Source organism: Thermococcus fumicolans (assembly GCF_055386755.1).
The window spans coordinates 669,357-683,905 of record NZ_AP042424.1; the positions used below are offsets into that span (position 1 = coordinate 669,357).

The following is a 14,549-nucleotide window of genomic DNA, read 5'->3' on the forward strand; positions in this document are numbered from 1 at the left end:
TATGGAGAGGGGGTAAGAAATATGGTGTTTAAACTGCTGGAGCAGGCCGGAATAAAACTGGACTTGGATGAGGGACCGAAGGTAGAGAAGAAGGAGGATTTCTTTGATGAGAACCTCGATGACTTCATAAAAATAGCGATCGTTGGCGTCGGTGGTTCTGGAAACAACACCATCACCAGGCTCTACGAGCTCGGTGTCGAGGGTGCCGAGCTTATAGCCATGAACACCGATGCCCAGCACCTTGCGAGGGTCAAGGCCCATAAAAAGCTCCTCCTGGGGAAGGAGATAACCCACGGGAAGGGATCCGGTGGCGACCCTACAGTTGGTTATAAGGCCGCCGAGGCCAGCGCCCACGAGATAGCAAAGACCGTTGGTGACGTTGACCTCGTTTTCATAACTGCCGGAATGGGCAACGGTACGGGCACCGGAGCCGCCCCCGTCGTAGCGAAGGTCATAAAGGAGCACGCCAGGAACAACGGCCGCTTCAGGGATCCGCTTGTCGTCAGCGTTGTGACTTTCCCGTTCAAGACAGAGGGGACTATAAGGCTTGAGAAGGCCCGCGCGGGAATAAAAGCCCTCCTCCAGTACTCCGACACGGTTATAATAATAGAAAACGACAAACTCCTCAAGCTCGTCCCCAACCTGCCCATAAACGCTGCCTTCCGCTTTGCCGACGAGATAATAGCCAGAATGGTGAAGGGCATAACCGAGACCATAAAGCTCCCTTCTATGGTGAACATTGACTTCGCCGACGTTTACAGCGTCATGAAGGACGGCGGTGCGGCCCTCATAGGCATCGGTGAGAGCGACTCCAAGAACAGGGCCGTTGAGGCAGTAAAGGCCGCCCTTGAGAACAAGATGCTCGACGTCAAGTTCGGAAGTGGCAACAAGGCCCTGGTTCACTTCACCGTCGGTCCGGACGTCAACCTCGGGGAGATCAACGAGGCGATGGAGATAGTCTACAACAACCTCGGTGCAAAGTCCGAGATAAAGTGGGGTGCAAGAGTAGACGAGGACATGGGCAAGGTAGTGAGGGCGATGGTCATAATGACTGGCGTTGAGAGCCCGCACATCCTGGGCGGTGAAACCGCACTCACCGTTGAGAAGGAGAGCGTTGTCGTCCCGAAGCCCAGTCCATTCCCCTTCGAGGGCATGGGAGCCAAGAAGTCCGCCGACATATACTCGATCCTCCTTGGACAGGACACCGAAAAGGGCCCGGTCAACGACGAGAGGAGGAAGCGCATACAGAAGATCCTCTCGGGCATCGAGGAGTTTTGATTCTTCCCCCCTTATTTAATTCCATAAAGTTTTTACGGCTGGATACCGACTGACCTAGACCGAAGTAGGAAAACGCGGGTGGTAGAATGGCCGTTGTAATCAGCGTGGCCAACCAGAAAGGTGGAGTAGGGAAGACGACCCTCACCATGAACCTGGGCTACGGCCTGGCAAGGGCCGGGAGGAGGGTCCTCCTGATAGACGTCGATCCCCAGTTCAACCTCACCTTCGGACTGATCGGCATGGACGTCCTCAAGTACGAAAGCAACAACGTCGGAACCCTGATGAGCCGTGAAAGCGACGTGGAGGATGCCATAGTTGAAGTTGCTCCTAACCTCCACTTGATCCCCAGCCACCTTAACCTCTCCGCGAAGGAGATAGAGATCATCAACGCCTACAACCGGGAGAGGAGGCTCGTTAAAGCCATATCCCCTATACTGCCGGACTACGATTACGTCCTCATAGACAACCCCCCGAGCATGGGCATTTTCCTGGTCAACTCGCTCACGGCTTCGGACTACGTTCTGATCCCCCTGGAACTCAGCTACTTCGGCGTCATAGGGATGCAGCTCATGTTCAACCTGATGGCGATGATAAGGGAGGAGACCAACGAGAACCTGACCCTCATGGGCCTCGTCCCCAACAAGTTCACGCGGCAGACCAAGGTTCCCCAGACAAGGCTCAAAGAGCTGAAGAACGCCTACCCCAACGCACCGATCCTCACGACCATACCCAAGGCGGTGGCCCTCGAGAAGGCGCAGGGTGAGGGGGTTAGCATATTCGAATACGAGCCGGATGGAAGGGCCTCCCGGGCCTTTGAGAAGCTTACCAAAGAGGTGATCTCAATTGCCGAAGGAGAGTAAAATCCCCAGACTGTTTTCGGGTTCCGTCGATGAGCTTACAAAGCCCTCAAAGCCGAAGAAGGAAAAGGGAAGGGAGGATCTTAAGGCCCAGAAGAAGCAGAAGACCCTCTACATAAGCCTTGACATTAACAAGAAGCTCATCGAGCTCTACGGTGAGGAGGGCAGGAGGCAGAGCATAATCGTGGAGGATGCCGTCAACCTCTACTACTACCTTAGACAGGCCCTCGGTGAGAAGAAGTTTGAAGAGCTCATGAGCGCAGTTAGGAGGGAAGACCCGGAGTTTCTGAGGGAGTACATGGGAAAATTCAAGCTCTGAGCTTTTCTTTTCTCATTCGCAGAACTCCTCGATAATCTTCTGCAGTATCTTGCTCGTCTTGGCCCGGTCGCTCCTGTAGAGGTAGGGTATCCTTATGACCTCCGCGTTGATCCCGTGCCTTCTGAGTTCCTCCTTGAGCCTCTCGCAGTCGAAGGTCTGATCTGGCCCGAGGGCAACTATGTCCGGATCTATTCTCTTCACGAGCTCGTAGTCTATGGCCTTTGGGGATCCTATGTAGACCTCGTCCACGTACTTTATCGCCCTCAAAAGCTCCGCCCTGTCCTCCGCGGGGTTTATGGGGTTTCTCTTCTTGTTTCTCCTCACCGTCTCGTCGTTCGCCACTATAACGACGAGCTCATCGCCGAGCCCCTTGGCCTGCTTGAGGAAGTGAACGTGCCCGACGTGGAGGATATCGAAGACCCCTCCCACGAGAACCCGGATTTTCCTGCGCTCCTTCCCTGGTGTGGCTTCCATGTCATCCCACCGTCAGGTCCCATATCCTGTCCTTGGCGTGGTGGATGTTCTTGACGGCTTTGCCCTTGGGCTTCTCCTTCATCGCCTTCCCGTCCATCAGGGCTATCCCTATGGCGAGCGGCCTCCCGTAGTCTTCTTCCACAACAAAGACGAAGTCGCCCTCCCTGATGTTCTCGTCGGCGTCGGTTATACCCGCGGCCATGACGTCGGCACCTTTGATGATGAACGGAACCGCTCCCGCATCCACCACTACCCTCCTCGGCCACTTCCTCAAGTCCTCCTCATTGGAGAGTTCGTAGAGCGCTATGACAAGCGGGAAGATTAGGCCTTTGCGCCTTATGAAGAAGGGCTTCCCGTTGACGAGGAGGATCTCAGTGGTCTTGTCGAACTCCGCCAGCTCGACCCTGTCCTTCTTGTTCAGCATTTTCTTAGCTATCTCCTCACCGAAGATCTCGCTCATCTCGCGGATTATCTCCTTGACCTCCTTCTTGCTGAGGGGGTGCTTGACCTTCAGCTCCATGCTTTCACCTCCTCAAAAATCCTCCCCGCGCTCTCCCTCGGGTTCTCACTCTGGTAGATGGCCCTCCCCACGATGATGTAGTCCGCCCCGGCCTTTAAAACGTCTTTAGCTTTTCCTCCCTGCGCTCCAACGCCGGGGGTTATCACCTTGATCCCTGGCTTAAGCTTCGAGCGGATGTAGCCAACGCGCTCCGGCCTCGTTGCGGGGGCTATAACACCGAAGGGCTCCAGTTCGTTGGCCATCTCGATGAGCTTATCCGTTACCGGCTGGATGAACTCCTCCGCGCCCGGATGGCTCATCTCGACGACGATTATCGTCTCTCCAAACTCCATAACCGCTTTAACGCTGTCCCTCCCGACGAAGCCGTGAGCTATCACATAATCAGCGCCGGCTTCAAAAACCTTCTTCGCTATCAGCCGGTTCGTGTTGGGGATGTCCGCGAGCTTCAAATCGGCTATGACCGGCAGTCCCGTCACCTGCTTCAGCTCGGTGATTATCTTAAGGCCCGAGCCGATTATCAGCGGCCAGTTGACCTTCACCGCCCAGAGGTAGTCAGCGGTTTGACGGGCTATCTCCATGGCCCTCTCGCGGTCGTAGACGTCCAAAGCAAGAATAAGCCTGCTCACGTTTTCACCTCACGAGGGAGCTTATCTCCTCCGGAATGCACTCCCCTTTCAGGGTCAGCGCCACGTGGTAGGCGCTCTTCATCGCATCCGCCTCGCTCTCCGCCCACGTGACTATCACCATGTCTCCCTCCTCCGGGTTCAGTGTGGAGAGCCTCTCCGCGAGCTCGGGCATCGTCTCGTCCAAGGGTCGTTCATCCTCAGGGAAGACGGGCTTTCCGTTCTTCACGATGAGTATCATCGCGCCCTTGGCGTGGAACCTTATCGCCTCATCGCGAAGTTCGATGCTCTTGAACTCCGGTGGATTCCTGAGAACGAGGGCGTGCGCTGGGTGGCCATCGATTTTATTGACCTGCTTTGTTCCGGAGAAGCAGGACTCCATCCTCTCCACGAGTTTTCGCCCGTTTTCGTTGAGCGAGTGACCACGCTGGCTTGAGCGTATGACGCCTAGATGGCTTAGCTTCTTTAGGAGTGTTCTCACACTCCCCTCGCCGAGCTCGAGAACCTCGGAGATCGTCTTTCTCCCAACCGGCTCTTGGAGCATGAAAAGAACCGCGACCGCATCTTCAAGCGTGAACTCAGGATAGGCTCCCCTCTTCCAGCTCATCGGCTTCCCTCCGAGAGAATTTGGGAAAAGGGATTAAAAGGTTTGTTGGAAAAGAAGGGGTCAGAGCCACTTGGGCTCGAGGCCGGCCCACATGCGCATCTTCTCGTGGGCTATGATGCGCGGTATGTTGCCCCTCTCCTTCGGTCCCGGGTTCTTCATGTAGAAGGCGTTGACCTCGTAGACCGTGCCGAACTCCTTCTTGTCAACTGCTATCTTTCCGAGCCTGACGAGGTCGACGAGGAGGCCCGCTAAAGCAGGACTGTCGTTTATCCTGCCGGTTATGACGAGCTCGTCGTGGGCGCCGTTGAAGCTGACGTACTCGATGTGCATCGCTATGAACTTCTTGTCGCCGAGCGGCTCGAGGAAGCCGGTGGGCTTGATGTAGTGCGGCGCGTCGTAGCCGAGGAGGTCCTTGACTATGCTCGACTTGGTGAACTCCTTGCTCCTGTTCCTCTCCTTGTCGGTGAGAGCCAGGAAGTCGTTGTTTCCGCCGATGTTGAACTGCGCTATGTCGAGGACGTACCTGTTCCTCTGGGCGAGGTGGCTGAGGACGTCGGCGGTGAGCGGGGTGGCACCGGTGGCACCGTCGTCGCCGAAGATAACGAGGTTGCTCTCCTTCGCGAGATCAACAAAGACCGGGTCGTTGGCTATGAGAGTTGGAATCGCGTTGACGAAGGCCGCCCCTCCAACCTCCTTCGCGTACTTAGCTGCAGCGTAGACGTAGACCTGCGTCGCGGTGAGCCTGTCCTTGTTGTTCTCCTCGATGGCCTTCTCGAGCTCCTCCCTGCTCTCGAAGGGGACGAAGGCTTCAGTGGTGCAGACGTTGACGAAGACGTCCGGCTTGAGCTCCTTCCACTCGCTCACGAGCCTCTCAACGGCCTCCTTAAGAGTCATCTCGTCGTCTAGGCCGGTAGCCTCAAGCGGAAGGTTCCTGAGGCTTCCGAGATGGACACCCTTCCTGATTGTGATCCCCCTGAGGCTCTCCGGGGCCTCTGGGTCGTAGGCCTTAACGACCTCATAGAGGTCTTTTCCGACCTTGCTCGCGTCGACGTCGTAGGAGCCGACTATCTCTATATCCTTGATTTTAATTGGAAGCTCATCGGCAAGCGGAACGCCGTAGGGCTCGAGCTTTCCTGCCTTTATCTTCTCAAGTCCGCTCGCAAAGATGCTGGCAACGTAGCCCTGTCCGAGTATGACAACCTTCACCATCTTCTCCACCTCCTTCGTTGTTGTAAGATATTTTATAGCAGTTAAATAGTTTTCGGCTGCGAAACTTTTTTGGAAACGAAATAGAGGGTCAGCGCGACCCGGAGGTGGGTGAGGATGGTCAGTATGGCGAACAGAGCCTTTATGGAGTAGTCAGCTGGGTACAGCAGGAAGAACATCGTGAGGAAGACCCTCTCGTCCCTCTTTCCAGGCAGTCTTCTGAGAACCGGCACTTCCGAGTATGCGTCGCTGCAGAACGCCCCCTTAAACCTCTCCGTTGAGTAGCTGACCATCACCGAGCCGAGGAGAGCGAAGAGGGCGATGAGGTACCATAGGGGCTCGCTCAGTGTTGAGTAAGCCAGCAGAGCCAGAAAGCTTCCGTCGACGTAGCGGTCGAGGATTGAGTCTATATAACCGCCCAGTCTGCTTGTCCTCAGCCCGGCCCTCGCGAGTTCACCGTCGACGCCGTCGAGTATCGAGCTGAGCTGGTAGAGGATGCCCGCCAATGGAAGGCTCATGAGGGTCAGCAGGGCAGAGAGGATTCCGAGGGCAAAGGTAACGGCTGTCATCCCATTCGGCGTGGCCTTCTCCACGAGCAGGGTACTTATCTCGGTTGAGATTTTGCGGTTCAGGTGCCTGCTGACGAATCCGTCCCCGGTCCCCTTTACTGCCGTCTTGACGAGCATCTTCCGGGCCCTCTTGAGGTCCTCCGGTGTGTCCACGTCCGTCCAGCCGAGGCCGTCGACGAATGTAACGGGCGGCTTCGCCCTGCCCATCACTTCACTGAGGGTGTAATCGCCGTTCCTCTCGCGCTCCAGCTCTTCTGTTGTCTCAAAAATCCCCTCGTCGAGGACGAAGAAGCCCGTATCTACCGCGTCCCACTCTTTGAGATTTTTCCCGATGCGCTCGACGCGGTTGTCCTTCACCTTAACCTTTGTTGCCTCGTCAATCTCTACCCATCTCGGCCTCCTGTCCGCTATGAGGCCGTTTCCTTTAACGGCCCTCTCCACGAAGGCCTCTGAATAAACATGGTCACTCATCACCAAGACGAACTTCCCCGAAACCCTTCCCTTCGCGAGGTGGAGGGAGTGCCCGTTGCCCTTCTCGGGCTCGGGATTTATAACCAGCTCCGCGGGAAAACCGTGCCTCTCGATGAACTCCCTGTAAAGCGGGGCGTAGCGGTCGTTGGTGACGAGGATGAAGCGTTCAACGCCGTTCCGCTGGAGGAGCGTCATCGTCCGGTACAGAATCTCCCTTCCTGCGACTCTGACGAGTCCCTTTGGCCTGCTGCCCATCCTGGTTCCGAGTCCGGCCGCGAGAATCACTGCCGTTCTTGGTTCCATCGGCATCACCTTTTTAAGCTCCTTTGAGAGGGCCCGCTGAGGAGAACCACAGTTAAATTAACCTTGGGTAATTTAAACCTTTCGGGTGAGGGAGATGCGCGTTGCGGTGCTTTATTCCGGTGGGAAAGATTCCAACTACGCCCTCTACTGGGCGCTGAAGCAGGGGTTTGAGGTTAAGTACCTCGTCAGTATGGTGAGCGAGAGCGACGAGAGCTACATGTATCACGTACCGAACATTCACCTCACGGAACTCCAGGCCAAGGCCGTTGGGATTCCCCTCATCAAGGGCTTCACGAGCGGGGAGAAGGAGAAGGAAGTCGAGGACATGAAGGCCGTTCTCGAGGGGTTGAAAATAGATGGGGTTGTTGCAGGAGCTTTGGCCAGCGAGTACCAGAAGAAGCGCGTGGACCGGGTCGCTGAGGAGCTCGGAATCCAGAGCTTCGCCCCGGCCTGGCACCGCGACCCTATCGAGTATATGCGCGAGCTGGTTGGAATCTTTGACATAGTTATGGTCGGCACAGCCGCCTACGGCCTCGACGAGCGCTGGCTCGGCAGGAAAATCGACGAGAAAGCTTTGGAGGGGCTGGTTAAGCTCCACGAGAAGTACAAGATCCACGTTGCTGGGGAGGGCGGCGAGTTCGAGACCTTCGTCAGGGACGCGCCTTTCTTCAGGGCCAGAATAGTCTTCGACGAGGTTGAAAAAAGGTGGAACGAGTGCAGTTATTCCGGCGTGCTTGAGGTCAAGAGGGCGCACTTGGAGCCAAAGTAGCGGTTTTTGACCTCCCCCTTACAAGGGGGCTTCATCTGACTATTTTACGGTTTGCCTCTTCTTTCACAGATAATGTCTTTCCCGTCGCACCTGTCCGCTTCCAGCTGAACCGTCACGTGGGTTACCCCGTACTTCCTTAAAGCCTCCTCAACCCGGTCGATTATTCTTTGAGCATCGCTTATGGGCATGTCGTCAACTTCCACATGGCACTCGAAGTGGATTTCCCTCTCCCCTATGCGCCAAGCGTGGAAGTGGTGGGCGTTCTTAACGCCGGGGATGGACTCTATCTCGGCCTTTATCGCCTCAAGGTCAAGCTCCGGAGAAGCCTCCATGAGGACCTCAACGCTCTCCTTCAGTATCTCGTAGCCCTCCCTCAGGATGTAGAGCGAGATCAGAACCGTCACGAGTGGGTCAACCCAGGTGACGTTCCACTTGATTATCAGGATTCCGCCGATGACGACCGCCACGGAAGAGAGGGTGTCGCTCATGAGGTGGAGGTAAGCGGAGCGGACGTTCATGCTCTCGTGGGCGTGGCTGTGGAGGAGAAAAACCGAGAGGAGGTTGGCGGCGAGGCCTATCAACGCGACCCCGAGCATAAGCGGCCCGTCTATCGGCTCAGGGTTTTTGAAGCGCCTGTAGGCCTCAACCAGGAGAAAGAGGGAAACGCCAACGAGAACCGCGGAGTTCATGAAGGCAACGAGGATTTCAGCTCGCTTATAGCCGAAGGTGTACTTCTCGTTGGCCTTCCTCTCGCCTATCCTTATCGCGAAGTAGCTCGCGAGCAAACTCATGCTGTCGCTGAAGTTGTGGAGGGAGTCGCTTAGCAAAGCCAAACTCCCGGAGAGGATTCCACCGATTACCTCGGCAATCGTGATTACCAGGTTGAGAACTATCGAGAAGGCCATCCTCCCCTTAAGCTTGCCGTGCTGATGGTGGTGATTGTGCCCGTTTGACATGTTACGGAGTCCAACCCAGGGAAAATAAAAACTTTCTTGTTGCTGTTTCCGTTTATGGGTGGGGTTGCCTTAGCGCGAGATACAGGGAAGGCCCTTTTCTTTCTTGGAACAACCGTTGTTGCGTTTTCTCTTTAGGTCAAATTCTTGGTAGGGCTGTTTGCTTGTACACATAACGTGGGATGATAAACTAAAGGGCATCACGGTAGAGGTTAAGGCTCGGGTGTTGAACCGAAGGTTTAGAAAACATTTAAAAACTATCATATGTGAATTTTTTCAGGTGATTGGATGAGGATGAACGTAAGAAACTTCGCTCCAAGCTGGTTCGCGAGCGTTATGGGGACTGGGACTTTAGCCTTAGTTAGCCTCGCGTACTCATCGAGGTTACCGGGACTCAAGGGGCTTGCAGTTGCTTTGACTTATCTCAACACCGCACTGTTCTTCATCTTTCTGATCCCATGGCTCCTCCGCTGGCTGAGGTACAGGGAGGAAGCTACAAAAGACCTCTATCACCCGGTGGTCTGCCACTTCTACGGGACGATAGCGATAGCGATGCTCGTCCTCTCGGCGGACTACCTGCTGATACTGGGAAATGTGTCCATAGCGAAGGCCTTCTGGCTCGTGGGAATGCCCCTAACGATTTTCTTCGCCCTCCTGATACCCTACATCATGTTCACCAGGGGAGAGATCGACGTGAAGAGCGTCACGCCGGCGTGGTTCATCCCTCCGGTTGGGCTGATAGTGATCCCCCTGAGCGGTGCGCCGCTTATCGGCACGTTTTCCGTCCCCTGGAGGGAGGCAATGGTGCTGGTCAACTACTTCGCCTGGGGTTCGGGCTTCTTCCTCTATCTAGGTCTCTTCGCGATAGTGCTCTTCCGCTTCATAAGGCACGAGCCGATGCCCTGCGGGATGGCACCTTCAATCTGGATAAACCTCGGTCCGATAGGGGCGGGTACCAGTACGCTCTACGCCCTCGTCAGGAATTCGTCCTTCCTGCCGGGCGGTGCGAGGGAAGCTTTTCTAGCGTTTGGCCTGCTCTTCTGGGGCTTCGGAGTCTGGTGGCTGGCGATGGCAGTGATAATGACGCTCCACTATATAAGGAGGCTCAACCTGCCCTATAGCCTCGCCTGGTGGGCCTTCATCTTTCCGCTGGGGGCCTACGTCAGCGCAACCCACAACGTTGGAACAGCCTTCGGCATCGGCGCCATAGACTCCCTGGGTTTTGCCCTCTACTGGCTTCTATTTGGTTTGTGGCTTGTTACAGGAGCCCTGACGCTGAAAAACTTCGTTCTCAAGAGCTCAGAACAGCGAAAAGCAGCTTAAAGGTGGAACATCCCTTCACCACTTTTTTAGAGGAAGTTGCTCTGAAACCGAAGGTTTAGAACTCCTCTGTTGTTTTCAACTTTTGGTTTTGGAAACCTATAAAGGCTTTGATCGCAAAATGGAAGTCGGTGAGAGAATGAAGGCGTATCACCTTCACGTTCAGGGAATAGTTCAGGCGGTAGGATTCCGCCCCTTCGTCTATAGGATAGCGCACGAGCACAACCTCAAGGGCTACGTCAAGAACCTCGGCGACGCTGGAGTTGAGATAGTCGTTGAAGGTCGGGAGGAGGACATCGAGGCGTTTATACGGGACATCTACTGCAAGAAGCCACCGCTCGCGAGGATTGACCGCGTTGAGAAGAGAGAAATTCCGCCCCAGGGCTTTCCCGAGTTCTACATCGAGAGAAGCTCAAAGGGAGGAAGCGGAGGCGACTCGATAATCCCGCCGGACATAGCCATCTGTGAGGACTGCCTGAGGGAGCTTTTTGACCCGACCAACAAACGCTACATGTACCCCTTCATAGTCTGCACCAACTGCGGGCCGAGGTTCACCATCATCGAGGACCTGCCCTACGACCGCGAGAACACTACGATGCGTGAATTCCCCATGTGCGACTTCTGCAGGGGCGAGTACGAGGATCCGCTCAACAGGCGCTATCACGCGGAACCCATAGCCTGTCCCGTCTGCGGGCCGAGCTACCGCTTATACACGGCCGATGGTGAGGAGATAACCGGAGACCCGCTGAGGAAGGCCGCGGAGCTGATAGACAAGGGTTACATAGTGGCCATCAAGGGCATCGGCGGAATTCATTTGGCGTGCGACGCCACGAGGGAAGACGTGGTTGCTGAACTGAGGAAGAGGACTTTCAGGCCACAGAAGCCCTTCGCCATAATGGCAGACTCCCTCGAGACGGTTAAAAGCTTCGCCTACGTGAGCAAAGAGGAGGAAGAGGAACTCACCAGCTACAGGAGGCCGATAATAACGCTCCGCAAGAGGGAACCGTTTCCCCTGCCGGAAAACCTCGCGCCAGGGCTTCACACGATTGGCGTCATGCTCCCCTACGCCGGGACTCACTACATACTCTTCCACTGGAGCAAGACCAAAGTCTACGTCATGACCTCGGCCAATTATCCGGGAATGCCCATGGTCAAGGACAACGAGAAAGCGTTTGAAGAACTCAGGGATATGGCGGACTACCTCCTCCTGCACAACAGGAAGATACTCAACAGGGCGGACGACAGTGTAATTCGCTTCGTGGACGGAAAGAGAGCTGTCATAAGGCGCTCCCGCGGTTTCGTGCCGTTGCCGATAGAGATTCCCTTCGACTACCGGGGTTTGGCGGTTGGAGCCGAGCTGATGAACGCCTTCGGCGTTGCAAAGAACGGCAAGGTTTACCCGAGCCAGTACATTGGCAACACCGGAAAGGTCGAGGTCCTTGAATTCATGCGCGGAGCAATAGCGCACTTCAGGCGGATTCTCCGCGTTAAGGAGTTCGATTTAATCGTGGCCGACCTCCATCCGGCTTACAACACCACGAAACTGGCGATGGAGCTGGCGAACGAGATGGGCGTTGGGCTGTTACAGGTCCAGCACCACTACGCCCACATAGCTAGCGTTTTAGCTGAGAAAAACCTCGAATCCGCCGTTGGGATAGCCCTCGATGGGGTCGGCTACGGGACGGATGGAAACGTCTGGGGCGGTGAGGTGCTCTACCTGGGCTACGAGGACGTTGAGAGGTTAGCTCATATAGACTACTACCCGCTCCCGGGCGGTGATTTGGCGAGCTACTACCCGCTGAGAGCACTTATGGGAATTCTCAGCAAAGTTTACCCCATCGAAGAGCTTGAAGGAATCATAAGGAAGTGCTGTCCAAAGGCCGTTGAGAGCCTCAAGTACGGGAAGGTCGAGTTCGGCGTTATCCTCAACCAGCTCGCCAAGGGGATAAACCTCGCCTACGCGTCCTCAACGGGAAGGGTTCTCGACTCGCTGGCCGTCCTTTTGAACGTCGCCTACAGGAGGCACTACGAGGGCGAGCCTGCTATGAAGCTGGAGAGCTTTGCGATGAAGGGCAAGAACGACCTGAAGTTCGAAATCCCGGTCGAGGGGGAGCTGATAAGGGCGGAAGAGCTCTTCGTTCAGGTTCTCGACGTTCTGGACAGAGCGCCACCTGCCGACATAGCGTATTCAGCCCACCTGGCACTCGCGAGAGCCTTTGCAGAAACTGCCGTAGAGAAAGCGAGGGAGTTCGGCGTCAAAGACGTCGCGGTGAGCGGTGGAGTTGCCTACAACGAGCTCATAGTGAAGACGATTAGAAAAGCTGTAGAATGCTCGGGACTTAGGTTCCACTCGACGACGGAAGTCCCGCGGGGGGACAACGGAATAAACGTCGGTCAGGCCTTCCTTGGAGGGCTTTACCTCGAGGGATATCTCAGTAAAGAAGATTTGATGCTGTAAGGTTTAAGTTGGGAACGCCGAAGTTGTATTGGAGGAGGAAAGATGCCCGTCATTCCCAGGGATGAACTCCTCGAAATCCTGAGGGAGGTAAAGGGAAAGCTGAAGGAGATACTCGGAGATGATCTAGTTGAGGTCATCCTCTTCGGTTCTTACGCGAGGGGGGAAGCCAGAGAGGGGAGCGACGTTGACATTCTGCTGGTAACCAGGAGACGTCTGAGCCTTGAGGAACACGATAGACTGAACGAGATTACCGAAAAGTACGTGCTTGAGAGGGGCATCGTTATCTCACTCATCGTCTATCCGCTGAATTCCAGAATGGAGAACGACCCACTGATTCGGACTGTCCATGTGGAGGGGATAAAGGTATGAGCAGATACGAGAACATGATAAAAAAGGCCGAGGAGAGTATTGAAGCGGCCGAGGCCCTCCTGGAAAAGGGTTTCTATGGTTTTGCCCTCTCAAGGGCCTACTACGCAATGTTCTACTGTGTTGAGGCAATTCTGCTCACAAAGGACATAAGTGCCTCCAAGCATTCGGCAGTGATAGCACTCCTCGGCAGGGAGTTCGTTAAGACCGGTGAGGTTCCCCACAAATTTTTTACCCATTTGAGAACCGCTTTTAACCTGAGACAGACTGCCGATTACTCCTTTGCTGTCGAGATAACTGAGGAGGAGGCGCGCGAGAACATAAGGCGTGCCCGCGAATTTTTGGAATTCACCGTCAATTACCTTCGCGAAAAAGGTCTTTTGGAGGGCTGAAGATGGAGGAAAAGATAAAGCTCGAACACGGAGCCGGTGGAGAGATAATGGAGGAGCTCTTGAGGGACGTGATACTCAAAACCCTGACCCTCAAGAGCGCCGGTGGAATTGGACTTGACGCTTTGGACGACGGTGCAACGATACCATTTGGCGACAAGCACATAGTTTTCACCATAGACGGCCACACGGTTAAGCCGCTCTTCTTTCCGGGCGGCGACATCGGGCGCTTGGCTGTCAGCGGGACGGTGAACGATTTGGCGGTAATGGGCGCGAAGCCGCTCGCTTTAGCGAATTCGATGATAATCGGCGAGGGCTTCGACGGGGAAGACCTGAGGAGAATCCTCCACTCGATGGACGAGACTGCAAAGGAAGTTCCGGTTCCGATAGTGACGGGGGATACAAAGGTCGTTGAAGACCCAATAGAGATGTTTGTCATAACGGCCGGAATCGGAATTGCAGAGAGGCCGATAAGCGACGCCGGAGCCAAAGTCGGCGATGCGGTTCTGGTCAGTGGAACGGTAGGCGACCACGGGATAGCGCTGATGAGCCACCGCGAGGGCATAGCCTTTGAGACCGAGCTGAAGAGCGATGTCGCGCCTATATGGAACGTCGTTAAAGCCGTCGCCGAGGAAATAGGCTGGGAGAACATCCATGCCATGAAGGACCCGACGAGGGCAGGTCTAAGCAACGCCCTCAACGAGATTGCCCGTAAGAGCAACGTCGGAATCCTAGTGCGGGAGGAGGACATACCAGTGAAGCCCGAGGTAAGGGCCGCGAGCGAGATGCTCGGCATAAGCCCCTACGACGTAGCCAACGAGGGGAAAGTCGTCATGGTCGTGGCCAGAGAATACGCGGAGGACGCTCTGAGGGCAATGAAGAAAACCGAGAAGGGGAAGAACGCCGCAATAATAGGCGAGGTAATAGAAGAATACAAAGGGAAAGTTCTTCTCGAAACTGGAATCGGCGGAAAGCGCTTCATGGAGCCTCCAGCTGGAGACCCCGTGCCGAGGATATGCTGACTTTTCCTTTCCGTTTGAGTGGGTTTGGGAGAGAGCCCGGAGTGT

At 55.4% G+C, this 14,549-nt stretch carries 16 protein-coding genes; 9 read left to right on the plus strand and 7 right to left on the minus strand.

Annotated elements, in window-relative coordinates; genetic code table 11:
- The first annotated feature begins 21 nt into the window (after positions 1 to 21).
- From ftsZ to ACZ5AM_RS03780, 3 genes are all read left to right on the plus strand, one after another.
- A complete protein-coding gene (gene ftsZ, locus ACZ5AM_RS03770; protein ID WP_464915547.1) occupies positions 22 to 1,278 on the plus strand; it encodes a cell division protein FtsZ in 1,257 nt (418 codons plus the stop codon).
- 86 nt (positions 1,279 to 1,364) lie between these two features.
- The gene (locus ACZ5AM_RS03775) at positions 1,365 to 2,138 is read left to right on the plus strand and encodes a ParA family protein (RefSeq protein ID WP_464915548.1); all 774 of its coding nucleotides are present in this window, start codon (positions 1,365 to 1,367) and stop codon (positions 2,136 to 2,138) included.
- Positions 2,122 to 2,454: a CopG family transcriptional regulator gene (locus ACZ5AM_RS03780; protein WP_464915549.1), complete on the plus strand. Its 333-nt coding sequence runs from the start codon at positions 2,122 to 2,124 to the stop codon at positions 2,452 to 2,454. The genes ACZ5AM_RS03775 and ACZ5AM_RS03780 overlap by 17 nt, the downstream gene beginning before the upstream one ends.
- 12 nt (positions 2,455 to 2,466) lie before the next feature.
- Here ACZ5AM_RS03780 and ACZ5AM_RS03785 read toward each other — a convergent pair whose 3' ends face one another.
- From ACZ5AM_RS03785 to ACZ5AM_RS03810, 6 genes are read right to left on the minus strand one after another with little or no spacing between them, the layout of a single operon-like run.
- On the minus strand, positions 2,467 to 2,928 hold the full coding sequence (locus ACZ5AM_RS03785; protein ID WP_464915550.1) for an FAD synthase family protein: 462 nt from the start codon (positions 2,926 to 2,928) through the stop codon (positions 2,467 to 2,469).
- Position 2,929: 1 nt separating this feature from the next.
- On the minus strand, positions 2,930 to 3,448 hold the full coding sequence (locus ACZ5AM_RS03790; RefSeq protein WP_464915551.1) for an RNA-binding protein: 519 nt from the start codon (positions 3,446 to 3,448) through the stop codon (positions 2,930 to 2,932).
- Positions 3,439 to 4,074 carry an orotidine-5'-phosphate decarboxylase gene (gene pyrF, locus ACZ5AM_RS03795; protein ID WP_464915552.1) on the minus strand — a complete coding sequence of 212 codons (636 nt, stop codon included), beginning with the start codon at positions 4,072 to 4,074 and terminating at the stop codon, positions 3,439 to 3,441. Before pyrF ends, ACZ5AM_RS03790 begins: the two co-directional genes overlap by 10 nt.
- Positions 4,075 to 4,078: 4 nt before the next feature.
- Positions 4,079 to 4,678: a DUF4443 domain-containing protein gene (locus ACZ5AM_RS03800; protein ID WP_464915553.1), complete on the minus strand. Its 600-nt coding sequence runs from the start codon at positions 4,676 to 4,678 to the stop codon at positions 4,079 to 4,081.
- A gap of 60 nt (positions 4,679 to 4,738) precedes the next feature.
- On the minus strand, positions 4,739 to 5,887 hold the full coding sequence (locus tag ACZ5AM_RS03805) for an inositol-3-phosphate synthase (protein ID WP_464915554.1): 1,149 nt from the start codon (positions 5,885 to 5,887) through the stop codon (positions 4,739 to 4,741).
- Between the two features lie 41 nt (positions 5,888 to 5,928).
- Positions 5,929 to 7,227 carry a bifunctional L-myo-inositol-1-phosphate cytidylyltransferase/CDP-L-myo-inositol myo-inositolphosphotransferase gene (locus tag ACZ5AM_RS03810; protein WP_464915949.1) on the minus strand — a complete coding sequence of 433 codons (1,299 nt, stop codon included), beginning with the start codon at positions 7,225 to 7,227 and terminating at the stop codon, positions 5,929 to 5,931.
- A 94-nt stretch (positions 7,228 to 7,321) separates the two neighbouring features.
- Between ACZ5AM_RS03810 and ACZ5AM_RS03815 the strand changes: the two genes are divergently transcribed.
- Positions 7,322 to 7,996: a diphthine--ammonia ligase gene (locus ACZ5AM_RS03815; protein WP_464915555.1), complete on the plus strand. Its 675-nt coding sequence runs from the start codon at positions 7,322 to 7,324 to the stop codon at positions 7,994 to 7,996.
- Between the two features lie 44 nt (positions 7,997 to 8,040).
- On the opposite strand, the gene ACZ5AM_RS03820 is transcribed toward ACZ5AM_RS03815, so the two are convergent.
- A complete protein-coding gene (locus tag ACZ5AM_RS03820) occupies positions 8,041 to 8,952 on the minus strand; it encodes a cation diffusion facilitator family transporter (RefSeq protein ID WP_464915556.1) in 912 nt (303 codons plus the stop codon).
- Positions 8,953 to 9,237: 285 nt separating this feature from the next.
- Here ACZ5AM_RS03820 and ACZ5AM_RS03825 point away from each other — a divergent pair, with 285 nt between their 5' ends.
- The 5 genes from ACZ5AM_RS03825 to hypE all read left to right on the plus strand — a co-directional run bounded on the left by ACZ5AM_RS03825 (position 9,238) and on the right by hypE (position 14,504).
- A complete protein-coding gene (locus tag ACZ5AM_RS03825; protein ID WP_464915557.1) occupies positions 9,238 to 10,272 on the plus strand; it encodes a TDT family transporter in 1,035 nt (344 codons plus the stop codon).
- 136 nt (positions 10,273 to 10,408) lie between these two features.
- Positions 10,409 to 12,727, plus strand: a complete 2,319-nt coding sequence (gene hypF / locus ACZ5AM_RS03830; protein ID WP_464915950.1) for a carbamoyltransferase HypF — start codon at positions 10,409 to 10,411, stop codon at positions 12,725 to 12,727.
- Positions 12,728 to 12,769: 42 nt separating this feature from the next.
- The gene (locus ACZ5AM_RS03835; protein ID WP_464915558.1) at positions 12,770 to 13,096 is read left to right on the plus strand and encodes a nucleotidyltransferase domain-containing protein; all 327 of its coding nucleotides are present in this window, start codon (positions 12,770 to 12,772) and stop codon (positions 13,094 to 13,096) included.
- Positions 13,093 to 13,485, plus strand: coding sequence for a HEPN domain-containing protein (locus ACZ5AM_RS03840; RefSeq protein WP_464915559.1), 393 nt, complete (start codon positions 13,093 to 13,095; stop codon positions 13,483 to 13,485). The genes ACZ5AM_RS03835 and ACZ5AM_RS03840 overlap by 4 nt, the downstream gene beginning before the upstream one ends.
- A gap of 2 nt (positions 13,486 to 13,487) precedes the next feature.
- Positions 13,488 to 14,504, plus strand: coding sequence for a hydrogenase expression/formation protein HypE (hypE, locus tag ACZ5AM_RS03845; protein ID WP_464915560.1), 1,017 nt, complete (start codon positions 13,488 to 13,490; stop codon positions 14,502 to 14,504).
- The last annotated feature ends 45 nt before the right edge of the window (positions 14,505 to 14,549 follow it).